The sequence below is a fragment of the Bacillus sp. ISL-45 genome (assembly GCF_018613195.1).
GTDB lineage: Bacteria > Bacillota > Bacilli > Bacillales > Cytobacillaceae > Mesobacillus.
The window spans coordinates 99,509-117,048 of record NZ_JAGGQQ010000006.1 but is presented as its reverse complement, the minus strand read 5'-3'; the positions used below and the strand labels follow the sequence as shown (position 1 = coordinate 117,048).

Here is a 17,540-nt window from a genome sequence, read left to right as displayed (position 1 = left end):
AAACACAAAAAGCATAAGGACCATAAATGGAACCATTATGATGAATCAAGTGATTTAGATCATTATAAAAAAACAGAGAATGGTTGTGTTTGTGACAAAGTAAAGGAAATCAATAAAGCACAGAAGAAAGTAGCAGAAAAGAAACATGGCTGTGACACCAGCTGTGAACGGTCAATTAAAGAACTTCTAAATCATTGTAAACATTCAGAGCATGATACAATCCCATTTAAACTGCTCTGTGGTTGTATAGGTGAATGTGAAACCTTCGTTGGTACAGGGGTAGTAAATATTAATGGCTGTTTTTTTGATATTCGATCCAGCTTTTTCAGGGTTGTAGATTTTGTGAAAGGTTCGGATTGCTGTGCTATTCTTGAATTATTATGTCCAGAGCGTTGTGAAGGAAATCACGGTATTAGCGGATTTGTCCGTACCGGTGCATGCTTTGAAGTGGATTTGAATGATTTTACAGGAATTACATGCTTTCCTCCTGTTGCAGCAAAAAAAATGGATCCGCAAAGACTTTTAAATGGTGGATATAAGAAAAAATCACGGTAATAGACTATTTCTCCAGTTTGATGAACAAAAATGCTAGACAAAAACCTCATTTCCCTATCTATTCGGAAATGAGGTTTTTATATTATTGGCTAAATTTCTGCTTTTTGGAATGCGATTTTAATAAATATGTGTTTGTCCTCTATCATATGTCTATTCATTATTTCCTTGGTCGCATATAAAAATAGTAAGTCAAAAGAAAGAAACTAGGAATCTCATGTTTCTATTCTTTTTGCAAAAAAACAAGGAGTGAAAATAATGAAGAGAAACACAGGATGCAATTCGTATGGCTGCCCCCCGCAGCCAAATTGTGACCAGGCAGAAACTATTAGGGTAGACTGCAATAACAACTCTTATCCACCAGATGGAAAACACTTGAAATACCCGGTTATCGATGTGCCGGTGCCATTAGCGGAAGTAGAAATCCAGGCTGAAGTAGAAGCTGATATCCAGCTTCCAACAGCAGCAAGGGAAATTAAACATATGCGCAGGAATGTTTCTTTGAAGCAGTGCAAAGCCATCCGTTCGAAGATGGACCCTCATATGGTGAAGCTTTACATTACTGGAGTCGTCCACAAAAACATTCAATATGTTGAAAGCTGCAGCGGCAATGTAAAAGACTATAGCGTCGATGTTCCTTTCAATTGCAATCAGGCTGTCTATGTAAAGAACCATCCTGACTATGAGCACTTTAGTCAGAAAAACTCGGTTTATGAAAGACGTTTTACTGATAAACACGGTATGGGAGCAGATAATTGTACTTCCGGTGCTTTCACCTACGAATATTACAATCAACCTATTGATTGCAAACTATTATTCTCTTTTGTAAACGATCTTGATCTTTACAAGGATCACGATGCCTGGGGCAGATTCACCCGGATTACAGAAAAAATGGAGGTCGGCTTGTTTATCAAGTTGCTTCAGGAGCAGCAGGTTGAGTTGCCATCTAAGTATGAAAAACATGACGACTCCTGTTCCTATAAAAAAGAATACAAGGGCCCGAAAAGTATGCAGTCTAGAATCTACGATATGATGAGAGACTAAAACTAAATCAGGGTGTCTCTATTTGAGGCACCCTATCTATCATTGAGAAGAAACCAAATCTCTTAAATCCACGCACTGTTTTTGATAAATGTCAATTTGCATATTTGCTGAACCCTGGATTAACAGTTTCTCATTTTCTAGTAGTTGCTCATTCCAGGTGCAGCTAAGATTGGTTAACTGAAAATCAAGTTTATCCACTAATCTCTCACTGAATTCCCTGTGGAAGGAAGGATCATTGCCATCATTCTCAGTGAACATATATTCCTTGCTTTGATTACATGATAATTCAGGCGGGAGAACCCACTCAACCTTAACGATTTTGCTCCAGGGAACATGGATTTTCAATGAATGCAGAGTTCCTGTTTCATGATCATCCGCTTTTTCTACATACTCTAAATCAAGAAGTAAGATACCCTTTGAGAAAAAATTTCTAGTTGGAAGAATAATATCCATATCGATTGAATGAATGGACCATTCAACAGTTGTTACAGATGCTATTGGTTTGATTAAGGTAAATACATCAAATATGTCAACTTCTAAATTTACGTGAGCTAAATTAACGGGAAGTTTAACCTTGATATCCTGAGTTCTTTCTCCAGGTCTGCAATGCAATTTCTCCAATGATTCAAATGAATTTGGTGTAGCATCGCTCTCATTTGAGCTTTCAGTTTCATCCGGCATCTCCTTCATTGATCCGAGCAATGGATATTCATAGGACTTCCTGTTCAAAAGATCTGTTTCGTTGCCAATTTCTTGTTCATAATTTTCTTCCGTGTAATTTTGTTCAGAGCTTTCTTCATTTAGAGAAAATTCTTGGGAACTTTCTTCTTTGTAATATAAATATTCGGAGCTTTCCTCTTTGCTGATGATGTGGTCTGAGCTCTCTTCATCTAAGAAGACATCTATTAAGTCTTCTTTAACTATGCTGTCAGCTGACTTTTCTTCAAACTCTGATTCTTCTGGATCATTGGGCTCTTTCTCCTGCTTTGCCCGGAACAATTGTTTTTTGGGGGCTGAGTGTTTCAAATCAATACCTTTTACCTTAGGAGGCTGTAGGATCAACGGGTTTGCGGCCTTTTTTTTACGTCTTTCCGGCGATTGAATATGTCCTTCCGTTCTAGGTGTTGTCGGAGTGGCTCTTCTTGCTGTCAAGCTGCCTCGAAAGGGAGGCGTTTCAGGTGGCATCCTTTCTAACCCTCCTTTCTGCTTTTTTCAAGTATAAAAGGGGGGATATACTATTTAGTCCTAGTATAATCCCCCACCTTTTTTACTGATATATTATTCTGACTCGTCGTAGTAAGAATGATCGTTTGTTGCAGAAGATACACGGATTTGTTGGTTTTGCAGGACTCTGACTGTAAAGTCGATAACCATTTTCTCTTCAATTGTATTAAAGTATCCCTCATCAATCGGTGAAGATGTTGGAAGCGGCTGACGATCTATCGCCTCATCCCATTCGATTATTTGGCTTGATACCAATTCACAGAAAGGCAATTCATTATAGAATTGGGTGCTTTCCTGATGGAATTGTGATAAATCACTTGTTAACAGTTCATCCTTCTCAGGATATCCCGTTGATAAAGGCTTTGACACAAAGAAGTCAAATTCCTTACGATTGTTCATATGCGGCTGAACAGGTTTTGATAGATACTCCCTAATATCGGTGACTAGCTGAAAAGGAATATCTACTGTATATGAGTGAAGGTCGGAAGCTACTGTAGAAGATGTTGTTTCCTGAATTTCCATGCTAGGGCTTGCGTATTGGATATTCTTCCTGACAAAACCCTTAATAAAAAGCTTGCTTGTCGGCAGAAGTAATCGGCACTGTGTTAACTTCAATCTTTTCTTGATATCTTTGATTTCCAACACTGGCTCCGGAAAATTAATCTTCGTATCAACATTCGCCTGAAGGGTTAGCTCGGCAAGTACTACCGGTACCTTTGTCACCATCTTTCCAAGACTGACATGTGGATGATGATGATGCGGTTTGCATTCAAAATGATCCTTAGATGGTGCACACTCGAAATCGGGTTTCTTTTTATCTGATTCAAACATATTTGGGCTCCTCCTTATAACTCCTTAGAGTGAAGATGTTCTATCCTATGCACTATGATAAATTGGGTCTAGGCATATGCCCGTAAGCATTAGCAGGTTTTAGGCAAGTACCCACTCTTCGCCCTTTATCTCACTTGAACTGTACTTGCTCCAAGGCTCAGAAAAATTTTTTTGTTTTTTTTTGCTTCTATTGGTATTGCAAACATATGCGGCCAGGAATATGTATGAATTATACAATAGAAAAAGCATGCATTTACCGGGGCTTACCGGCTTATGCCATGCTTTTAATTTTGTCATTTAATTAGTTTTTCTAAAGAGAATCAACCATTTATAAATCCATTAAGGTTTACTTGCTGATTCTGGTATACTCTTACTCGGAATTGGAGCAGGGTTTTTTCAACAATTGTGTGGAATGTACCTTCTTCAAATGGGGCATTGTGCTCCAGCGGATAGCGGTCGATGGATTCATCCCATTGAATAATATCGCTTCTCACTAATTCACAATATGGAATCTGATTGTAGAATTGTGTGCTGACTTGATGGAACTGTGACAGGTCACTTGACAATAAATGATCCTTTTCAGGGTATCCATGGCCCAGCTTTTGTGACCTGAAGAAGTCGAATTCTTCGCGAGTATTAGATAAAGGGAAATCAGGCAGATTTAAGAAATCGTCCGCTGTAAGAATAGTAACACACTCAAATGGAACATCCACTGTCAAAGAGCGCATTTCAGATGATACACAATCGCTTTTTGCATGATAGCAAGGTGTAGCGTATTGAATATTCTTCCGAATGAAGCCCTTAATGAATAATGGAATTCCGGTTGCAGGGAAATCGCCGTTATCAGGTAGCGGAGATAAAAGCAATCTGCACTGAACAATTTTCACCCGCTTTTTAATATCCTTGATCTCTAGAACTGGATCAGGAAAAGAGATTTCTGCAACAAGATGATCCGTTACATTGATATCAGCTAAGGTTACAGCAATATTAGCAAAGTCCCCAGCTGTAACTGCAGGTGTATTGGCGCATTCATTCATGGATGCAGACTTTCTCACATTCACACAACCACGTGGACCTTTATGCTCATTAGTCATTCATTTTTTCCTCCTTTAAAATTTCTTGTACAATTTATCCTATTCCTACTAGTTTTTTTGGCATAGATAAATGAATCAGAACAAATGCGGATTTTTATAAAGATAGAAGAAATCGTTTCTTTAAATTCCATTCTCCTAATCAATATGGGTACTTGCACAGTTGAACATGCCTTGTGCATAGAATTCAAAAGGAGGAGGATAAAATGAACAATTATAATTTCTTTGCTGTCGATATAGGCAATAGCTGGTATAAAGTTTTGGCCTCTGATCAAGGAGAGCTTGCCGAATACCATATACCGAACGCTATTGCACTATATGATGATGAATTTTACGAAAAGCCTTATGACGAGGAAGATATTGACCTCGAAGAAAACATGATCGTAGAGGTAAAAAGCCCGGCGGTCATTAACAAAAGAGAAATTTTTTATGCAGGCAAATCAGCTGCCAAACAGAGAAACGTCAGCTTGACTGCAAGCAACAATCAGAAGGCAGATGAGGATCGAACGTATATCCTTCTGTTTGCTGCCGCTGCTTATCATGCATCAATCATCAAACCTGATGATATTGAAATAACTTATTGCATTGACCAATTAGCTGTATCCCTCCCAACTACACAATATAAGGATAGAAAAGAAGTATTAAAACAGAGGCTTACTGGAAGCCATACTGTCATACTCCATAAAGTCCCTGGTATTCCAGAGCCAAAGGAGCTGACAGTAAAGCTTGAGGTTAAAGATGTAATTGTTGGAGCCGAAGGAGCCTGTGCTTATTTAGGTTTGATACGGGACATTGACACACTAGCAATTAAGGATGATAACCTTTTGAAGGATTCTAAAAAGGGAATCATTATTGGCGATTTGGGCGGCGACTCTGTCGATTTTGTAGGAATCAAGAATAATAAACCTGTTGCATCAGTAGAAGGTGACCATTTTGGAATTAATTTGTTCCTAGATACAATTATAAAAAAAGTAAGCAAGAATGAACTATACACATTTGATTCAAGATCAGAACTAGAAGAAAAGCTGTATGCTGGGCAGTCGGAATGGTATGTAGAACCCTTTGCAGGGGTTAAAAAAGACATTAGCAAGTATGTCATACCGCAATTAAGAATCATGGCGATCAAATACCTCGAACACTTTGACCGTGCCCGAAGCAGTTCGAGTGAAATCAAAGGTGCATCGCGCTATATTGCTGTCGGTGGTGCAGCAAAGCTTGCGCAAAAACAGATCCAGGAAGCTGCAGTCAGATGGTCTGAAAAGGGCAGGCCCATCGAACTCACCTTTCCAGAAAATCTTGAAAAACTGAATGTCTTCGGACTCATGATTTTAGCCAAGATGAATCAACTAAAAAAACAACATGAGAATACCGAGGAATTAATTTCCGTTGAAGGATGATCGGTATGTCAAACATATATACGGATTACGAGAACAAAGTTGCGATAACTGTCCCTGAACGATATATTGATGTTAAAACTGGTGAGTCACACCCTGTTTCATCCAAAATAATTGATCAGATAGAATACCATGCTGATAACAGTACACTCATTCACCTTGTTTTATCAGCTCTTCATCAATACTTGAACCAAAAGCCTGTATCTAATGGAGGTTCAGGGGAAATCCTGCAGCAGCTTGCAGAAATAAGGTCGATACTAGAGAATGGGGTTTACCAGATACAGCCTGCCGCAAAACCAAAACATGTAAACGAATCAACAGATGCGGCAAAACTGCTTAATTTGAAGGAAGTTGAGGATATTCTTGAAGCCTTTGGAGGATAATCGAAAACTCGGAATTGCCCTAGTCCAACGCGTATTTCCGCTCAAACTTTAAGCCATATACCTCAAACAACATAAGCTTTTGGCAGTGCCAAGTATCGGGATAGATACTATTGTACAGTGCAAAAAGAGTAAGGACGGTACATTCGTGCACGTCCTTTACTTTTTGGATTAGGCTATTTTCAAGCAGAAGTTTTAAAGCATGAATTGCTTTCAGACTCGTAAAAACTCCAGGTCCCGATTTTTAGCTGTAAGCAACGAAGTTTAAGAAAAGAGGCAAACTTAAAACGAATTACATCGCTGAGGACCCATTAATATGATCAATTTAAAACATGCTCATATTATATTTTGCGGACATCATCTCTAATAATTTGATTCCACCTATACTATTGCCCTTTTCATCTAATGCAGGTCCTAAAATTCCGATTCCAAACCGATTTGGTACTGAGCCCATTATTCCGCCTGATACACCACTTTTTGCTGGGATTCCAACCCTTACAGCAAACTCACCTGACGCATTATACATTCCACACGTTACCATGAAAGTTTTACATAGCCTGGCCACATGCGCAGGAATGAGCCGGCGGTTCGTAACAGGTTCTATTCCATCCATGGCGAAAACACAGCCAATACGCGCCAGGTCCAGGCAATCCATCTCGATTGCACATTGCTTCGTGTATACCTCTAATAATTCTTCTACATCTTCATCTATGACACCATGTTGTTTTAAAAAATAGCACAGTGCCCTGTTAAGATCGGAAGTTTCGTATTCAGATTGAGCAACTTCTCTTGAATACCCAATGGAGGAATTACCGGCCAGCAGTTGAATGAAGGAAAGTATCCTCCCAAAACGTTCTTCCACACTGATTCCTTTAATCATATGAGTAACTGCTAGTGCACCTGCATTGATCATAGGATTCAGCGGTTTGGATGGGCTGAATTCCAGCTTTACAATCGAATTAAAGGGGTCACCAGTCGGCTCATACCCTACTTTGTTAAAGACTGCTTCTTCTCCATAATCCATTAGTGCAAGGGCCAATGTTAACACTTTCGAGACACTTTGCAATGTTAGCTTCTGCTGTATATCCCCAGCAGAGACACATGTACCATCATCATGGAAAATAGCGACAGACAGTTCTTCTGGATTCGCTTTTGCCAGCGCAGGTATATAATCAGCTATCTTCCCGCCGCCAGTATAATCCTTTGCTTTTCTTACCAATTCATTCAACTCATCAGTCGTTCTGCAAGGCATGTTAACTCCTCCAATAAGTAATATACTTAACAATTACCCATAATTTTTTATCTTATCCATGCACCGGTTGCACCACGTACGACAACTAGTGTATTAACTTTTAAAGTCCTGCTTGTCCTCATTTCTATCTTGGAAACGGTGAATGAAAAATTTTACATTCCTTTCAAAACAATTAAACCAAAATTTTGTATTAAAGTGAAATGGAGTAAATTTATATTGAATAAAAAAACACACTAAAAACAAGCCGGAGTATATTCCAGCTTGTTTTAGTGCAGTTTTTTTTCTAAACTTAGGTGCTTTCAACCACTTTACCAATTAAATCATTTCCTGAGGTTTTCTTGGTCCTTCAATCTGTTTTGCTGGTCGGGTACTCTACCCTGATCCTTGAACTCATCTACCTTTTTACCATTGCCTAATTTCTCTCGTTCATAATCAACCAAGCTTTGCTTGTTATTGTTCTCATTGCTCATATGCATGTTTCCCTCCTTAGGCATGATATTTGTCTTATTCCCTCATGAGTAAAGAGCAAACCTGGTAGCATACCCATAGGGACGGAAGGATAAAAATTGCAAGTCCATGATGTTTACTCTATCCTTCTAGAAGGTAATAAATATAACAGTCATAAAATTAAGCACTTAAACAAAAAGAAAGGAAAATGTTATATGAAAGAAGTTACGGTTACAGTGGATTTAAAAGGAAAAAACTATTTAACTAATGTCATCGCAGATCGAGATACTTCTGAGGAAGAAATTCTGGAGCAGGCACGGGAACAAGTATTAAAGCAATGGACAATATAAATAATGGAAAGGATGTTCGGCTTGTACTGAACATCCTTTTTACTGAATTTTGAGGCTAGAAATTTAGTATTGATTGTACTTAAGAAAGGAAAGTGGATGAAAATACGGGGTACAACTTTTGTGAAATTTTTTAAATTTTTCATAATCTTGGCAGTTCATGGAGACGTGATGTATTTTGTTCATCTCCATGCAAATCTTCTTACCTTGCCCATTTGGTAATCGTGATTTTTGTACCAGTTCCTGGCATCGAATCAATATCAAAACTGTCCATTAACCTTTTAACTCCTGGTAGTCCTGCACCAAGACCGCCTGAAGTGGAAAAACCATCCTGGAGGACCATCCTTATGTCATTTATGCCTGGTCCATTATCAGCAGCAGAAATCTGAATCCCTTTTCTACCGTTATCTTCTAAGACGTCAATAGTAATCTGGCCGCTTCCTGCATATAAATAAATGTTTCTTGCGAGCTCAGAAATCGCTGTCGTTATTCTTGCCTGGTCAACGCCACCAAATAGGAGTTCTTTCGAAACCTCTCTCCCTTTCTGACGGGCAAGCACTATATCAAATTCATTATTAATATTAATAATAATCGGTTCTGTCATTTGGCTAACCCTCTAACAATTGGCTTAATATCGAAATTCCTTGTTCTAGATCCAGAGCTGTATGGACATTTTCCATTGTTATGCCAAGCTCTATCAAAGTAATGGCGACTGCAGGCTGGATACCTGTCAGTACAGCTTTAGTGCCCATCAGGCTTGTCATGACTATCACGTCGCCCAATACTTTTGCAATGAACGAATCAATCATATCGACAGAAGTCAAATCGATTACAACGCCCTTTGCTCCTGTATCTTTAATTTTGTTTAACAAGTCCTCCTGAAAAGTCAGTACCGTCTGGTCATCTAGTTCTACTTGAATTGAAACTAATAAATAATCTTTTAATTTTAATATAGGAATTCTCACTTTATATGCCTCCAAATCATTAAACTCACCAGAATTCACTATGTACAAATAATTTTAATTCAAGATGGGCTGCATCCAAACACTTGCACGTTAGCAAATAAGATTTTAATTGGATTATACGCTATATATAAAGTGGTTTACAAATTAAAAGCTGCGCTTTCTATATGTTATTCCAAAAATATCAGTAAATAAAAAATAAATTAAAAAACCTCCTAAAAGGAGGTTTCAAAATTTAAATGGCTGGGTATAGGTTAAAAAACCAGATTAAAATGTGGTTTTTGCTCCTAGGTAACGCGGCTTCCAATATGAGTTACTCATGTCACTTATTTCTACTCCTCTTGATGAACCAGAATGAATAAACTTGCCATTACCTAGATAAATTCCTGCATGTGATGGACCTGGCTTATACGTCTCAAAGAACACTAGGTCACCTACACGCGGCGATGAAACAGACTTTGTAGCATCCCAAATAGACGAAACTGTTCTCGGGATCGAAATCCCTGCTTTGCTATAAACATAGTTTAGATAACCTGAACAATCGAAGCCTGCTGGTGTGCTGCCAGCCCAGACATAGGGAACGCTAATGTACTTTTTGGCTTCTGTTACCAATGCATTTACCTTCGAAGTTGATGCATATGTTGCTGCCACTGGAGCAGTTGCAGTTGATACATTCGTGGCAACTGGTGTAGAAGCCGAACCGGATAGCTTCAATACCTGTCCAGGAAAAATTAGATGAGAATTCAAGTTATTGAATGACATCAATTGTGATAGCGATAAGTTATGGCGAGCAGCAATCGTTGACAAATTGTCACCGCTACGGACTGTATATGTACTGGATGAGCTGGCGGGTGCTGATACTGCAGCTGCAGCGGAAGTTCCAGATACTTTTAATCTTTGTCCTGAATAGATAACGTCAGATTTAAGTCCGTTCAATGATTTAAGTCCGCTGATGGACATCCCATATGATTTTGAAATTCCCCATAAAGTATCGCCTGACTTTACAACATAAATATCAGAAGATGTGCTTACGCTTGTGTTTGGTGCTGTCGTGTGACTGTGAGGTGCAAGAACTGATAGTTTCTGATTTACATAGATGGTAGTGCTTGATAGATTATTCCATTTTTGAATATCATTTATAGCAACGTTATATATATTTGAAAGTTTCCATAAAGAATCTCCAGATTGGACTGTGTATAATTTTTCATGAGCACTTGCTGAACCATTTAATGATGTAAATAAAATCCCGGCTGTTGCAGCCACCGTCAAAAGCTGTTTTTTCATGTTAGAGCAACTCCTTTGATTTCGATTACAAACTAATAGTAGAGTTTCCCAAACTAGTTTTGAATCTATAAATATTGGTTTGTGAGGAATAGTTTTCCTTTGGTAAAAATACCGTTTACATGCCAGTAGGTCTCCAAAACGCTTAATTTACAGGGAATACAGGCGCATTTTTCCTTTTAAATTAGTTTTTTGTTACATGAATGAAATATAAGCTTAATCTGGCTGTAACTTTCTTTGGATATGTCAGTTTACCTATCCTGTCTGTATAACAAGGGAAAAAAGGACTAATTAATTGAACAAACAATGTTTTTCATTTATATGTAGTTAAAAAAATACAAAAACACCCCGCTGGCTTCTTAGCGGGGTGTTACACATTTATTAGAGGTTGCGTTTAATTAATTGATTTGCTAAGTGATCGACCTGTTGGCTATTGCCTGCTTCTTGAGCAGCTGAAGCAATTTGATTGATCATTTGACTGCTCTCTGGATTTGTCGAGGTTGCCGATTGGAAACCTGTTGTTTTATTTGCCTTATTTGTATCTAGACCAGAGGTGAATTCTTTTGCAAATTCAGTGATCCCTGCAGCCATGGGCTTGTTAAAAGCTGTTCCAGCATTGGAATTTTGGAAAAGCTGCCTCATTCCATCTCCCATTCGATTTCGAAAAAGATACGCTGCAGCAGCACTGGCTACAACTCCCATAATCGAATACGTCATGGAGCGATTTCTTTTACGTCTGTTTCCGAACATTTTCATCATGTTTTGAGGTATATTCGATCTCATTAACGCAGAAATCCATGCAGTTCTATTCATACGGCAGCACCCCTTTTTGAATTAGAGGAGTCGGTCTCCCCCATCAATTAGTATTTGATTTCTGCCGATCGATATTCCGGAAAAAGATTACATAAAAAGCTGTTTATTCTTTCAAAAATGGCTTCAATCTATGGATGGCTTCTTGCAATTTTTTTGCATTCTTATTGTACATTGCCTTAGTACTTGAAGACTCTGTCCCGAGAGCGAATAATTCTAGGTCTGCCTGACATTTATTAAGCATAGCCAACAAAAGTTTTCTCGGTTGAGGGGATGGAACCTGAATTTGGTCATCGTATGTATCAATGGATAATTTTCCAAAAGAATCTACCTGGGCTAAAAACACATTATCAAGTGTCACTCCTAGATTGGCTAGCTCAATATCCAGCCATCCTTTACTTTTACCAGCCGATGCCAATTGGTCGTTCAAGACATTTCCATCCATTATGACAGTGTAGGATTCCTTTTCAGGGGCCACAGACAAGTTTAAATCCTTTGGTGATAGAGGTTGCAATTCTTTTTTTAGCAGTACACTTAGATCGCCTTTTGGCTCCAAAACAGCAAACTCAACATCTGCTGTTTTGAAAACATTTTTTTGTCTTAATAGTGAATTCAATTCATCGAGAGTATATTTTTCCTTTTTTAAATTTTCTTCTAATACTTTTCCATCTTTTATTATTACTGTTGACTTTCCTTCAACTAAATCCCGGAACTTCTTGCTCTTGATCCCAAGAAGGTCATGCAAATATGTAAAGGTACCAAATATTACAATGGCCAATACTCCATGAAACAAATTCCCATCCAGGCCCATGATTACTTCACCAGCAATACTTCCTATGGTGATACCCGAAACATATTCAAAAAAAGACAACTCCGACAGCTGCTTCTTCCCGCCCATTTTCGTAATCGCAAATAATGTCACTACAAACAACACAGACGATATTATAATGTGAATCCAGTCATTCATTGTCTCACCTTCTAGCTTTTATATTGGGGCTCTTCTATTTCAATCTGTGTCTTCCTGTCTTGCAGGTCGGTTTTAATCTCCCCGATGACCAACATTGTTTCATGAAAGACTTTGCTCGCTTCAGGAATATTGGTATTCAACGCCATTGATGATAACTGTGCTTCAATTCCTTTAATTGTAGAAAGGAGTTGATTAATGTCGGATGCTACTGTCAATTTTCATCACCTCTATAAAAAGGAAAAGGGCTGGTTCAACCTGCCCCCCTCCCTGCATTTTATTGTTTATATTGTGGTTCTTCTTTTTCAATTTCCTGCAGACGAGGTTGAATGCTATCAATAACTGCTTGTGTTTGTTGAGCAGCTGTCTGATAAAGTTGCTTGGCTTGTTGATTATCCGTACCAAGTGCAAAAGTCTCCAAACTTGCCTGAGCACTTTTAAGACCAGCAATTGTTTGTTTTACTTGCGCTCCAACTGTCAGCATGGTCCCTTCTTTCTACAGAATTATTGGTACTGTTTTAGTATGGCATGGCTGAAATAAATTATTCGAGGCTACATAAAGATCCATAATGTAAAAAGCCATGAGTATGCTTTTCTGCAGGCCCATGGCTGGTCAATGTTCATCACCGTTTACAATAATTCTTGCGTTATACAGTACATAGCCATTTTCCCATTTGGCACGAACCTCCAAGGCGTAATCCCCAGAAGCTATATTAGACGCCTCTAAGTTTAAAGGGTATGCCGTCAGTTCTTTATAAGCGAGTTTTCCCGTGTCCATTTCCCATAAATAACATTTAACCGAATCAGGTGAGTGATTAAATAAAAGCTCGATGTTGTCATTTGGATCAACAATGAGTGGAGTGGATTCTCTTACCAGGACAGCTGGTTCAGTATTGATATCTGCTGAAGCAGTCCTTCCCCACTTCCTTAAGGAATAAGTTACAGGCTGTACCTCCAAAGCATGTTTGGCTGCAACAACTTCTAATTCGGGAGGGACAGGTTTATAACGGGTATAAGTGATCCAGCTCGATAAGCTGAAAATAACCAATATAGACAAGGTGATCCACGGAACAGACTTTTTCACTGATATCCCCCTTTTCCCGAATCCTGATTGCTCCCTATATATAGACGTTGAGGTCTGAGGATAAGTTTCAAATTATTCGATTAATTTAAATGAATGTTTTGTGTTTGGCTTTTCGGCGTTCTAAGGTTCATAGGGGGAGACTTATATATTCTTATCCGTTAATTCGTAACCAATTTCGATATTATGTAACATTCATTACATGCGGATAGAATCTCTTATTTTATAATGAATAAATAATTGATAAAAAGTTGGTGATGAATATGCATGAAGTTCGATTTTCTGGACATCCTGCTGTGGTTGATTTTGATGTAAATCCTTACATCGTTATCTGGGAAGTGACTAGGGCCTGCCAGCTTAAATGTCTGCATTGCAGGGCAGATGCACAGAATAAGCCTGACCCAAGGGAATTGACACCTGAAGAAGGTATAAACCTGATTGACCAAATTTTTGACTTAGGAAATCCCATGCTCGTATTTACTGGTGGAGACTGTATGATGCGTGAGGATCTCTTTGATCTCGCGGACTATGCAATAAAAAAAGGAATGCGGGTTTCCATGACACCAAGCGCCACAGATAATGTGACTAAAGAAAAAATGCAAAGAGCCAAGGAGGTCGGACTTTCTAGATGGGCTTTCAGCATTGATGGTCCTACCCCTGAAATCCATGACCATTTTCGCGGCACTCCTGGATCGTTTGACCTTACAATTGAAAAGGTAAAATACTTGAATGATTTAAACATGCCTTTACAGCTTAATACAGTTATTTCCCGCTACAATTACAACCATCTTGAACAAATGGCGGAGTTAATGAAAGAACTCAAGGTCGTGATGTGGTACATTTTTTTACTGGTACCTACAGGCCGCGGGCAGTTGGACGCCTGCCTGACTCCAGCTGAACATGAAAAGGTGTTCCGGTGGCTTTATGAACTAAGCAAAACCGCACCATACGAAATTAAAACTACTGCAGCTCAGCATTACAGACGTGTAGTATTTCAACAAAAGGCTCGGGAAAACAGGGTTAATAAAGAAGATGGGATCCGGTATGAGGATACCTTGACTAAAGATATGGCCTCTATGACTGATGGCTTGAAGCGAGCACCTAAAGGAGTAAATGACGGAAATGGATTTTTATTTATTTCCCATACTGGTGAGGTCATGCCTTCAGGACTGCTGCCGCTTGTCGGCGGGAATGTCCGCGAAAAGCCTTTGGCTGATATATATCGAAACTCCCCTATTTTCAAGGACTTGCGAAGCCCTGACAAATATAAAGGCAAATGCGGTGTATGCGAATTCCGCTTTGTCTGCGGGGGTTCACGCTCAAGAACATACGCAGTGACCGGAGACTATATGGACAGCGAACAATTCTGTGTCTATATTCCGGAAGCAATTCGTAAAAAGGAAACAACAGTTTAACATCATCAGCTCCTTTTGCCGGAGCTGGTCTTTATATTTGGCTCTTTTCTCAAACTTTGTTGCTATTGACTACAAAATAGGATTGAATGACCTATTTTTCTTCGTAAAGTTGACTCTTTTGTGAGAAAAGAGCATGCAAACTTAATACCGACCAACAAAATGGCCTACTATTACGTTAAAATCGGCTTTAGGATTTTTTAACAACAATCTTTACGAAAACAGCCTTATATTTTGACACTTTCATGACATCGCCAAAACTGTGACATAAAGCACGGCAGTCAGTACCTTTCAGGTTTTACAATAAAACTAACGAAAGGATGGTGCAAAGATGACAATCAAGATTGATCAAAACGCATACAAATGGTTTGAAAATGAATTTGATACACCAAAACCGTTTCACATCCGCCTTTACCCTCAATATGCCGGGTTTGGCGATAAGAACAAGGGCTATAGCCTGGCCTTCTCGCTTGAAGCACCTGCCATTGCCGCCGAACAGCAGGAGATTGACGGAATTACCTTTTATGTAGAAGCGAATGATACTTGGTTTTTTGATGAGACAGATGTTGAACTTAAATACAGCGACACCGCTGGTGAAATATTCGCCAATTATATAGAACAAAATTAATCCCAATTGAGTCCCAGGCATTGACCCGGGACTCTTTTTACATTTCTTTCGGAGCTTTGATCCCCAATATTCTAAGGCCTTCCTCGAGGACAATGCTGACAGCATGGACCAAATGGAGCCGCGCATTCTTTTCCGGATCATCTCCAAGGATCCGCACTTCTCCATAGTATTTATTAAACGCCTGGGACAGATTAAGAACATATTTAGCAATTAGGGAGGGATCATTTCTTTCAAGCGCTCTCTTGATTGTATCCGGGAACATTTGCAGCTCAGTGATCACTGGCCATTCAGCAACAGCAGCCAGCTCTTCGTCCCCATTCGTATCTTCAAGTGCCCCCTTTTTCAACAATGATTGTGCCCGGGTATTTGTATATTGAACATAAGGTCCTGTTTCGCCCTCGACTTTTAGCATCTCTTCAAGGGAAAACTCAATATCATTCATCCGAAAATTCTTAAGGTCATGAAATACAACGGCACCGGTACCATTCATTTTGGCAATATCTATTTTATTGTCCAAAGAGGGGTTTTTTTCCTCAATATTTTTTTCTGCCAGCTGAATTGAATCAGTGAGAACATCTTCAAGCAAAACGACCTTGCCTTTTCTTGTGGACATTTTTTTCCCGTCCTTTAACATCATGCCAAATGGAACATGAGTAATACCGTCCGCCCACTGGAAATCCATTTTTGCAAGCACTGCTTTTATCTGTTTAAAGTGAAGGCTTTGCTCATTGCCAACCACATATAATGATTTAACAAAAGAATACTCTTTGAATCTGTACATGGCCGCGGCTAAATCTCTTGTAGCATACAAGGTGGCGCCATCAGATTTTTTTATAAGACAAGGTGGAAGTTCTATGTCATCCAATTTGACTACTTGTGCCCCATCGGATTCATCAAGCAGTCCCTTTTCTTGCAGTATTTCCACGATTGGTTCCATCTTATCATTATAGAAGGCTTCCCCTGCATATGAATCAAACTCAATCCCCATAAGATCGTATATCTTCTTAAACTCCTTCAGTGATTCATCCTTGAACCATTTCCAAAGCTCAAGAGCATCAGCATCCCCATTCTCCAGGCGTCTGAACCAGTCGCGGCCTTCTTGTTCAAGCTCCGGCTGACTTTCTGCGGTCTCATGAAATCTTATATAAAGCTCAAGCAGCTCCTGTATCGGGTTCTTCTTTACTTCTTCCTCTGTGCCCCACAGCTTATATGCCGTGATAAGTTTGCCGAACTGAGTACCCCAGTCCCCTAAATGGTTGATTTTGACTGTTCTGTATCCACATTTTTCATAAATAAGCGAAAGCGAATTTCCAATAACGGTTGACCGCAGATGACCCATGGAAAATGGTTTAGCGATATTTGGCGAGGAAAGGTCAATTGTTACAGTCTGACTTTCACCAATGTCGAGATCACCATAATGATTCTTCTTTTGCCGTATTTCATTTAATAGTTCTTTGGCGACTTGCCCCTTATTTAAGAACGCATTTATATAGCCGCCAACTGCTTCAAAACGATCGAATGGTCCTTTGACCCCGCTTTGCAAGCGGGAACATAAATCTTTGGCAATTTCAGGTGGTGGCTTTCTCGTCGTTTTCGCCAATTGGAAACATGGAAAAGCTAAGTCTCCCTGCTGCAAAAATTTTGGTTTCTCAATTAACCGCTCTATCTCATAAGAAGTATGAACTTCCTCCAACACAGCGGCAAGCAATTCTGAGTAAAGTTTTACATATTCCATTAAAAAACCCCCTTATAAATACAAAAACTCCCGCCTCTATATAAGAGACGAGAGTAAATCCCGCGGTACCACTCAAATTGTTCCAGCATAAGGAACCTGCTTTCA

Annotated in this window: 21 protein-coding genes and 1 other annotated feature (1 of these 22 cut by a window edge); of the genes, 7 read left to right on the top strand and 14 right to left on the bottom strand. The window is 39.2% G+C overall.

The features are described 5' to 3' along the window. Together J7E35_RS08800 and J7E35_RS08795 are read left to right on the top strand one after the other, a co-directional pair. Positions 1-555 (top strand): CotY/CotZ family spore coat protein (locus tag J7E35_RS08800; RefSeq protein ID WP_214778945.1); only part of this gene is annotated, 555 nt, incomplete at its 5' end. 255 nt (positions 556-810) lie between these two features. Then, the gene (locus tag J7E35_RS08795) at positions 811-1,596 is read left to right on the top strand and encodes a CsxC family protein (RefSeq protein ID WP_214778943.1); all 786 of its coding nucleotides are present in this window, start codon (positions 811-813) and stop codon (positions 1,594-1,596) included. Between the two features lie 39 nt (positions 1,597-1,635). Here J7E35_RS08795 and J7E35_RS08790 read toward each other — a convergent pair whose 3' ends face one another. The 3 genes from J7E35_RS08790 to J7E35_RS08780 form a co-directional block, all read right to left on the bottom strand. Then, complete coding sequence (locus tag J7E35_RS08790) at positions 1,636-2,781, bottom strand: hypothetical protein (RefSeq protein WP_214778941.1); 1,146 nt, start codon at positions 2,779-2,781, stop codon at positions 1,636-1,638. 93 nt (positions 2,782-2,874) lie between these two features. Then, positions 2,875-3,651 (bottom strand): CsxC family protein, encoded by a 777-nt coding sequence (locus J7E35_RS08785; protein WP_214778939.1) that lies wholly within the window; start codon positions 3,649-3,651, stop codon positions 2,875-2,877. A gap of 320 nt (positions 3,652-3,971) precedes the next feature. Continuing rightward, positions 3,972-4,745: a CsxC family protein gene (locus tag J7E35_RS08780; RefSeq protein ID WP_214778937.1), complete on the bottom strand. Its 774-nt coding sequence runs from the start codon at positions 4,743-4,745 to the stop codon at positions 3,972-3,974. A 203-nt stretch (positions 4,746-4,948) separates the two neighbouring features. Here J7E35_RS08780 and J7E35_RS08775 point away from each other — a divergent pair, with 203 nt between their 5' ends. Further along, positions 4,949-6,139, top strand: coding sequence for a ParM/StbA family protein (locus J7E35_RS08775; protein WP_214778936.1), 1,191 nt, complete (start codon positions 4,949-4,951; stop codon positions 6,137-6,139). A gap of 5 nt (positions 6,140-6,144) precedes the next feature. Next, complete coding sequence (locus J7E35_RS08770) at positions 6,145-6,519, top strand: hypothetical protein (RefSeq protein ID WP_214778934.1); 375 nt, start codon at positions 6,145-6,147, stop codon at positions 6,517-6,519. Between the two features lie 322 nt (positions 6,520-6,841). Here the strand turns inward: J7E35_RS08770 and glsA are convergent, their stop codons facing one another. Then, on the bottom strand, positions 6,842-7,768 hold the full coding sequence (gene glsA / locus J7E35_RS08765; protein WP_214778932.1) for a glutaminase A: 927 nt from the start codon (positions 7,766-7,768) through the stop codon (positions 6,842-6,844). Positions 7,769-8,088: 320 nt separating this feature from the next. Beyond that, complete coding sequence (locus J7E35_RS08760) at positions 8,089-8,238, bottom strand: hypothetical protein (RefSeq protein ID WP_214778930.1); 150 nt, start codon at positions 8,236-8,238, stop codon at positions 8,089-8,091. A gap of 192 nt (positions 8,239-8,430) precedes the next feature. Here J7E35_RS08760 and J7E35_RS08755 point away from each other — a divergent pair, with 192 nt between their 5' ends. Beyond that, positions 8,431-8,565, top strand: coding sequence for a BA3454 family stress response protein (locus J7E35_RS08755; RefSeq protein WP_214778928.1), 135 nt, complete (start codon positions 8,431-8,433; stop codon positions 8,563-8,565). A 199-nt stretch (positions 8,566-8,764) separates the two neighbouring features. Here J7E35_RS08755 and J7E35_RS08750 read toward each other — a convergent pair whose 3' ends face one another. The 8 genes from J7E35_RS08750 to J7E35_RS08715 form a co-directional block, all read right to left on the bottom strand. Then, positions 8,765-9,166, bottom strand: coding sequence for an anti-sigma regulatory factor (locus J7E35_RS08750; RefSeq protein ID WP_214778926.1), 402 nt, complete (start codon positions 9,164-9,166; stop codon positions 8,765-8,767). 4 nt (positions 9,167-9,170) lie between these two features. Continuing rightward, entirely contained in the window at positions 9,171-9,527 is a 357-nt protein-coding gene (locus J7E35_RS08745; RefSeq protein ID WP_041965776.1) for an STAS domain-containing protein, read from the bottom strand. A gap of 264 nt (positions 9,528-9,791) precedes the next feature. Next, positions 9,792-10,808, bottom strand: a complete 1,017-nt coding sequence (locus J7E35_RS08740; protein WP_214778924.1) for a C40 family peptidase — start codon at positions 10,806-10,808, stop codon at positions 9,792-9,794. A 378-nt stretch (positions 10,809-11,186) separates the two neighbouring features. Next, positions 11,187-11,618 (bottom strand): hypothetical protein, encoded by a 432-nt coding sequence (locus tag J7E35_RS08735; protein ID WP_214778922.1) that lies wholly within the window; start codon positions 11,616-11,618, stop codon positions 11,187-11,189. A gap of 103 nt (positions 11,619-11,721) precedes the next feature. Beyond that, positions 11,722-12,582, bottom strand: coding sequence for a DUF421 domain-containing protein (locus tag J7E35_RS08730; RefSeq protein WP_214778920.1), 861 nt, complete (start codon positions 12,580-12,582; stop codon positions 11,722-11,724). Positions 12,583-12,593: 11 nt separating this feature from the next. After that, positions 12,594-12,797 carry a DUF1657 domain-containing protein gene (locus J7E35_RS08725; RefSeq protein WP_214778918.1) on the bottom strand — a complete coding sequence of 68 codons (204 nt, stop codon included), beginning with the start codon at positions 12,795-12,797 and terminating at the stop codon, positions 12,594-12,596. A 59-nt stretch (positions 12,798-12,856) separates the two neighbouring features. Beyond that, positions 12,857-13,060 (bottom strand): DUF1657 domain-containing protein, encoded by a 204-nt coding sequence (locus J7E35_RS08720; protein ID WP_167832543.1) that lies wholly within the window; start codon positions 13,058-13,060, stop codon positions 12,857-12,859. 132 nt (positions 13,061-13,192) lie between these two features. After that, a complete protein-coding gene (locus tag J7E35_RS08715) occupies positions 13,193-13,663 on the bottom strand; it encodes a hypothetical protein (protein ID WP_214778916.1) in 471 nt (156 codons plus the stop codon). 260 nt (positions 13,664-13,923) lie between these two features. On the opposite strand from J7E35_RS08715, the gene J7E35_RS08710 reads away from it, so the two are divergent. Next, positions 13,924-15,075 (top strand): TIGR04053 family radical SAM/SPASM domain-containing protein, encoded by a 1,152-nt coding sequence (locus tag J7E35_RS08710; RefSeq protein ID WP_251009561.1) that lies wholly within the window; start codon positions 13,924-13,926, stop codon positions 15,073-15,075. Positions 15,076-15,403: 328 nt separating this feature from the next. Continuing rightward, a complete protein-coding gene (locus J7E35_RS08705; RefSeq protein ID WP_214778912.1) occupies positions 15,404-15,700 on the top strand; it encodes a HesB/YadR/YfhF family protein in 297 nt (98 codons plus the stop codon). A gap of 37 nt (positions 15,701-15,737) precedes the next feature. Here J7E35_RS08705 and argS read toward each other — a convergent pair whose 3' ends face one another. Further along, on the bottom strand, positions 15,738-17,435 hold the full coding sequence (gene argS, locus J7E35_RS08700; RefSeq protein WP_214778910.1) for an arginine--tRNA ligase: 1,698 nt from the start codon (positions 17,433-17,435) through the stop codon (positions 15,738-15,740). A gap of 40 nt (positions 17,436-17,475) precedes the next feature. Further along, positions 17,476-17,540 (bottom strand) — a binding site (T-box leader); it runs 149 nt beyond the window's last position.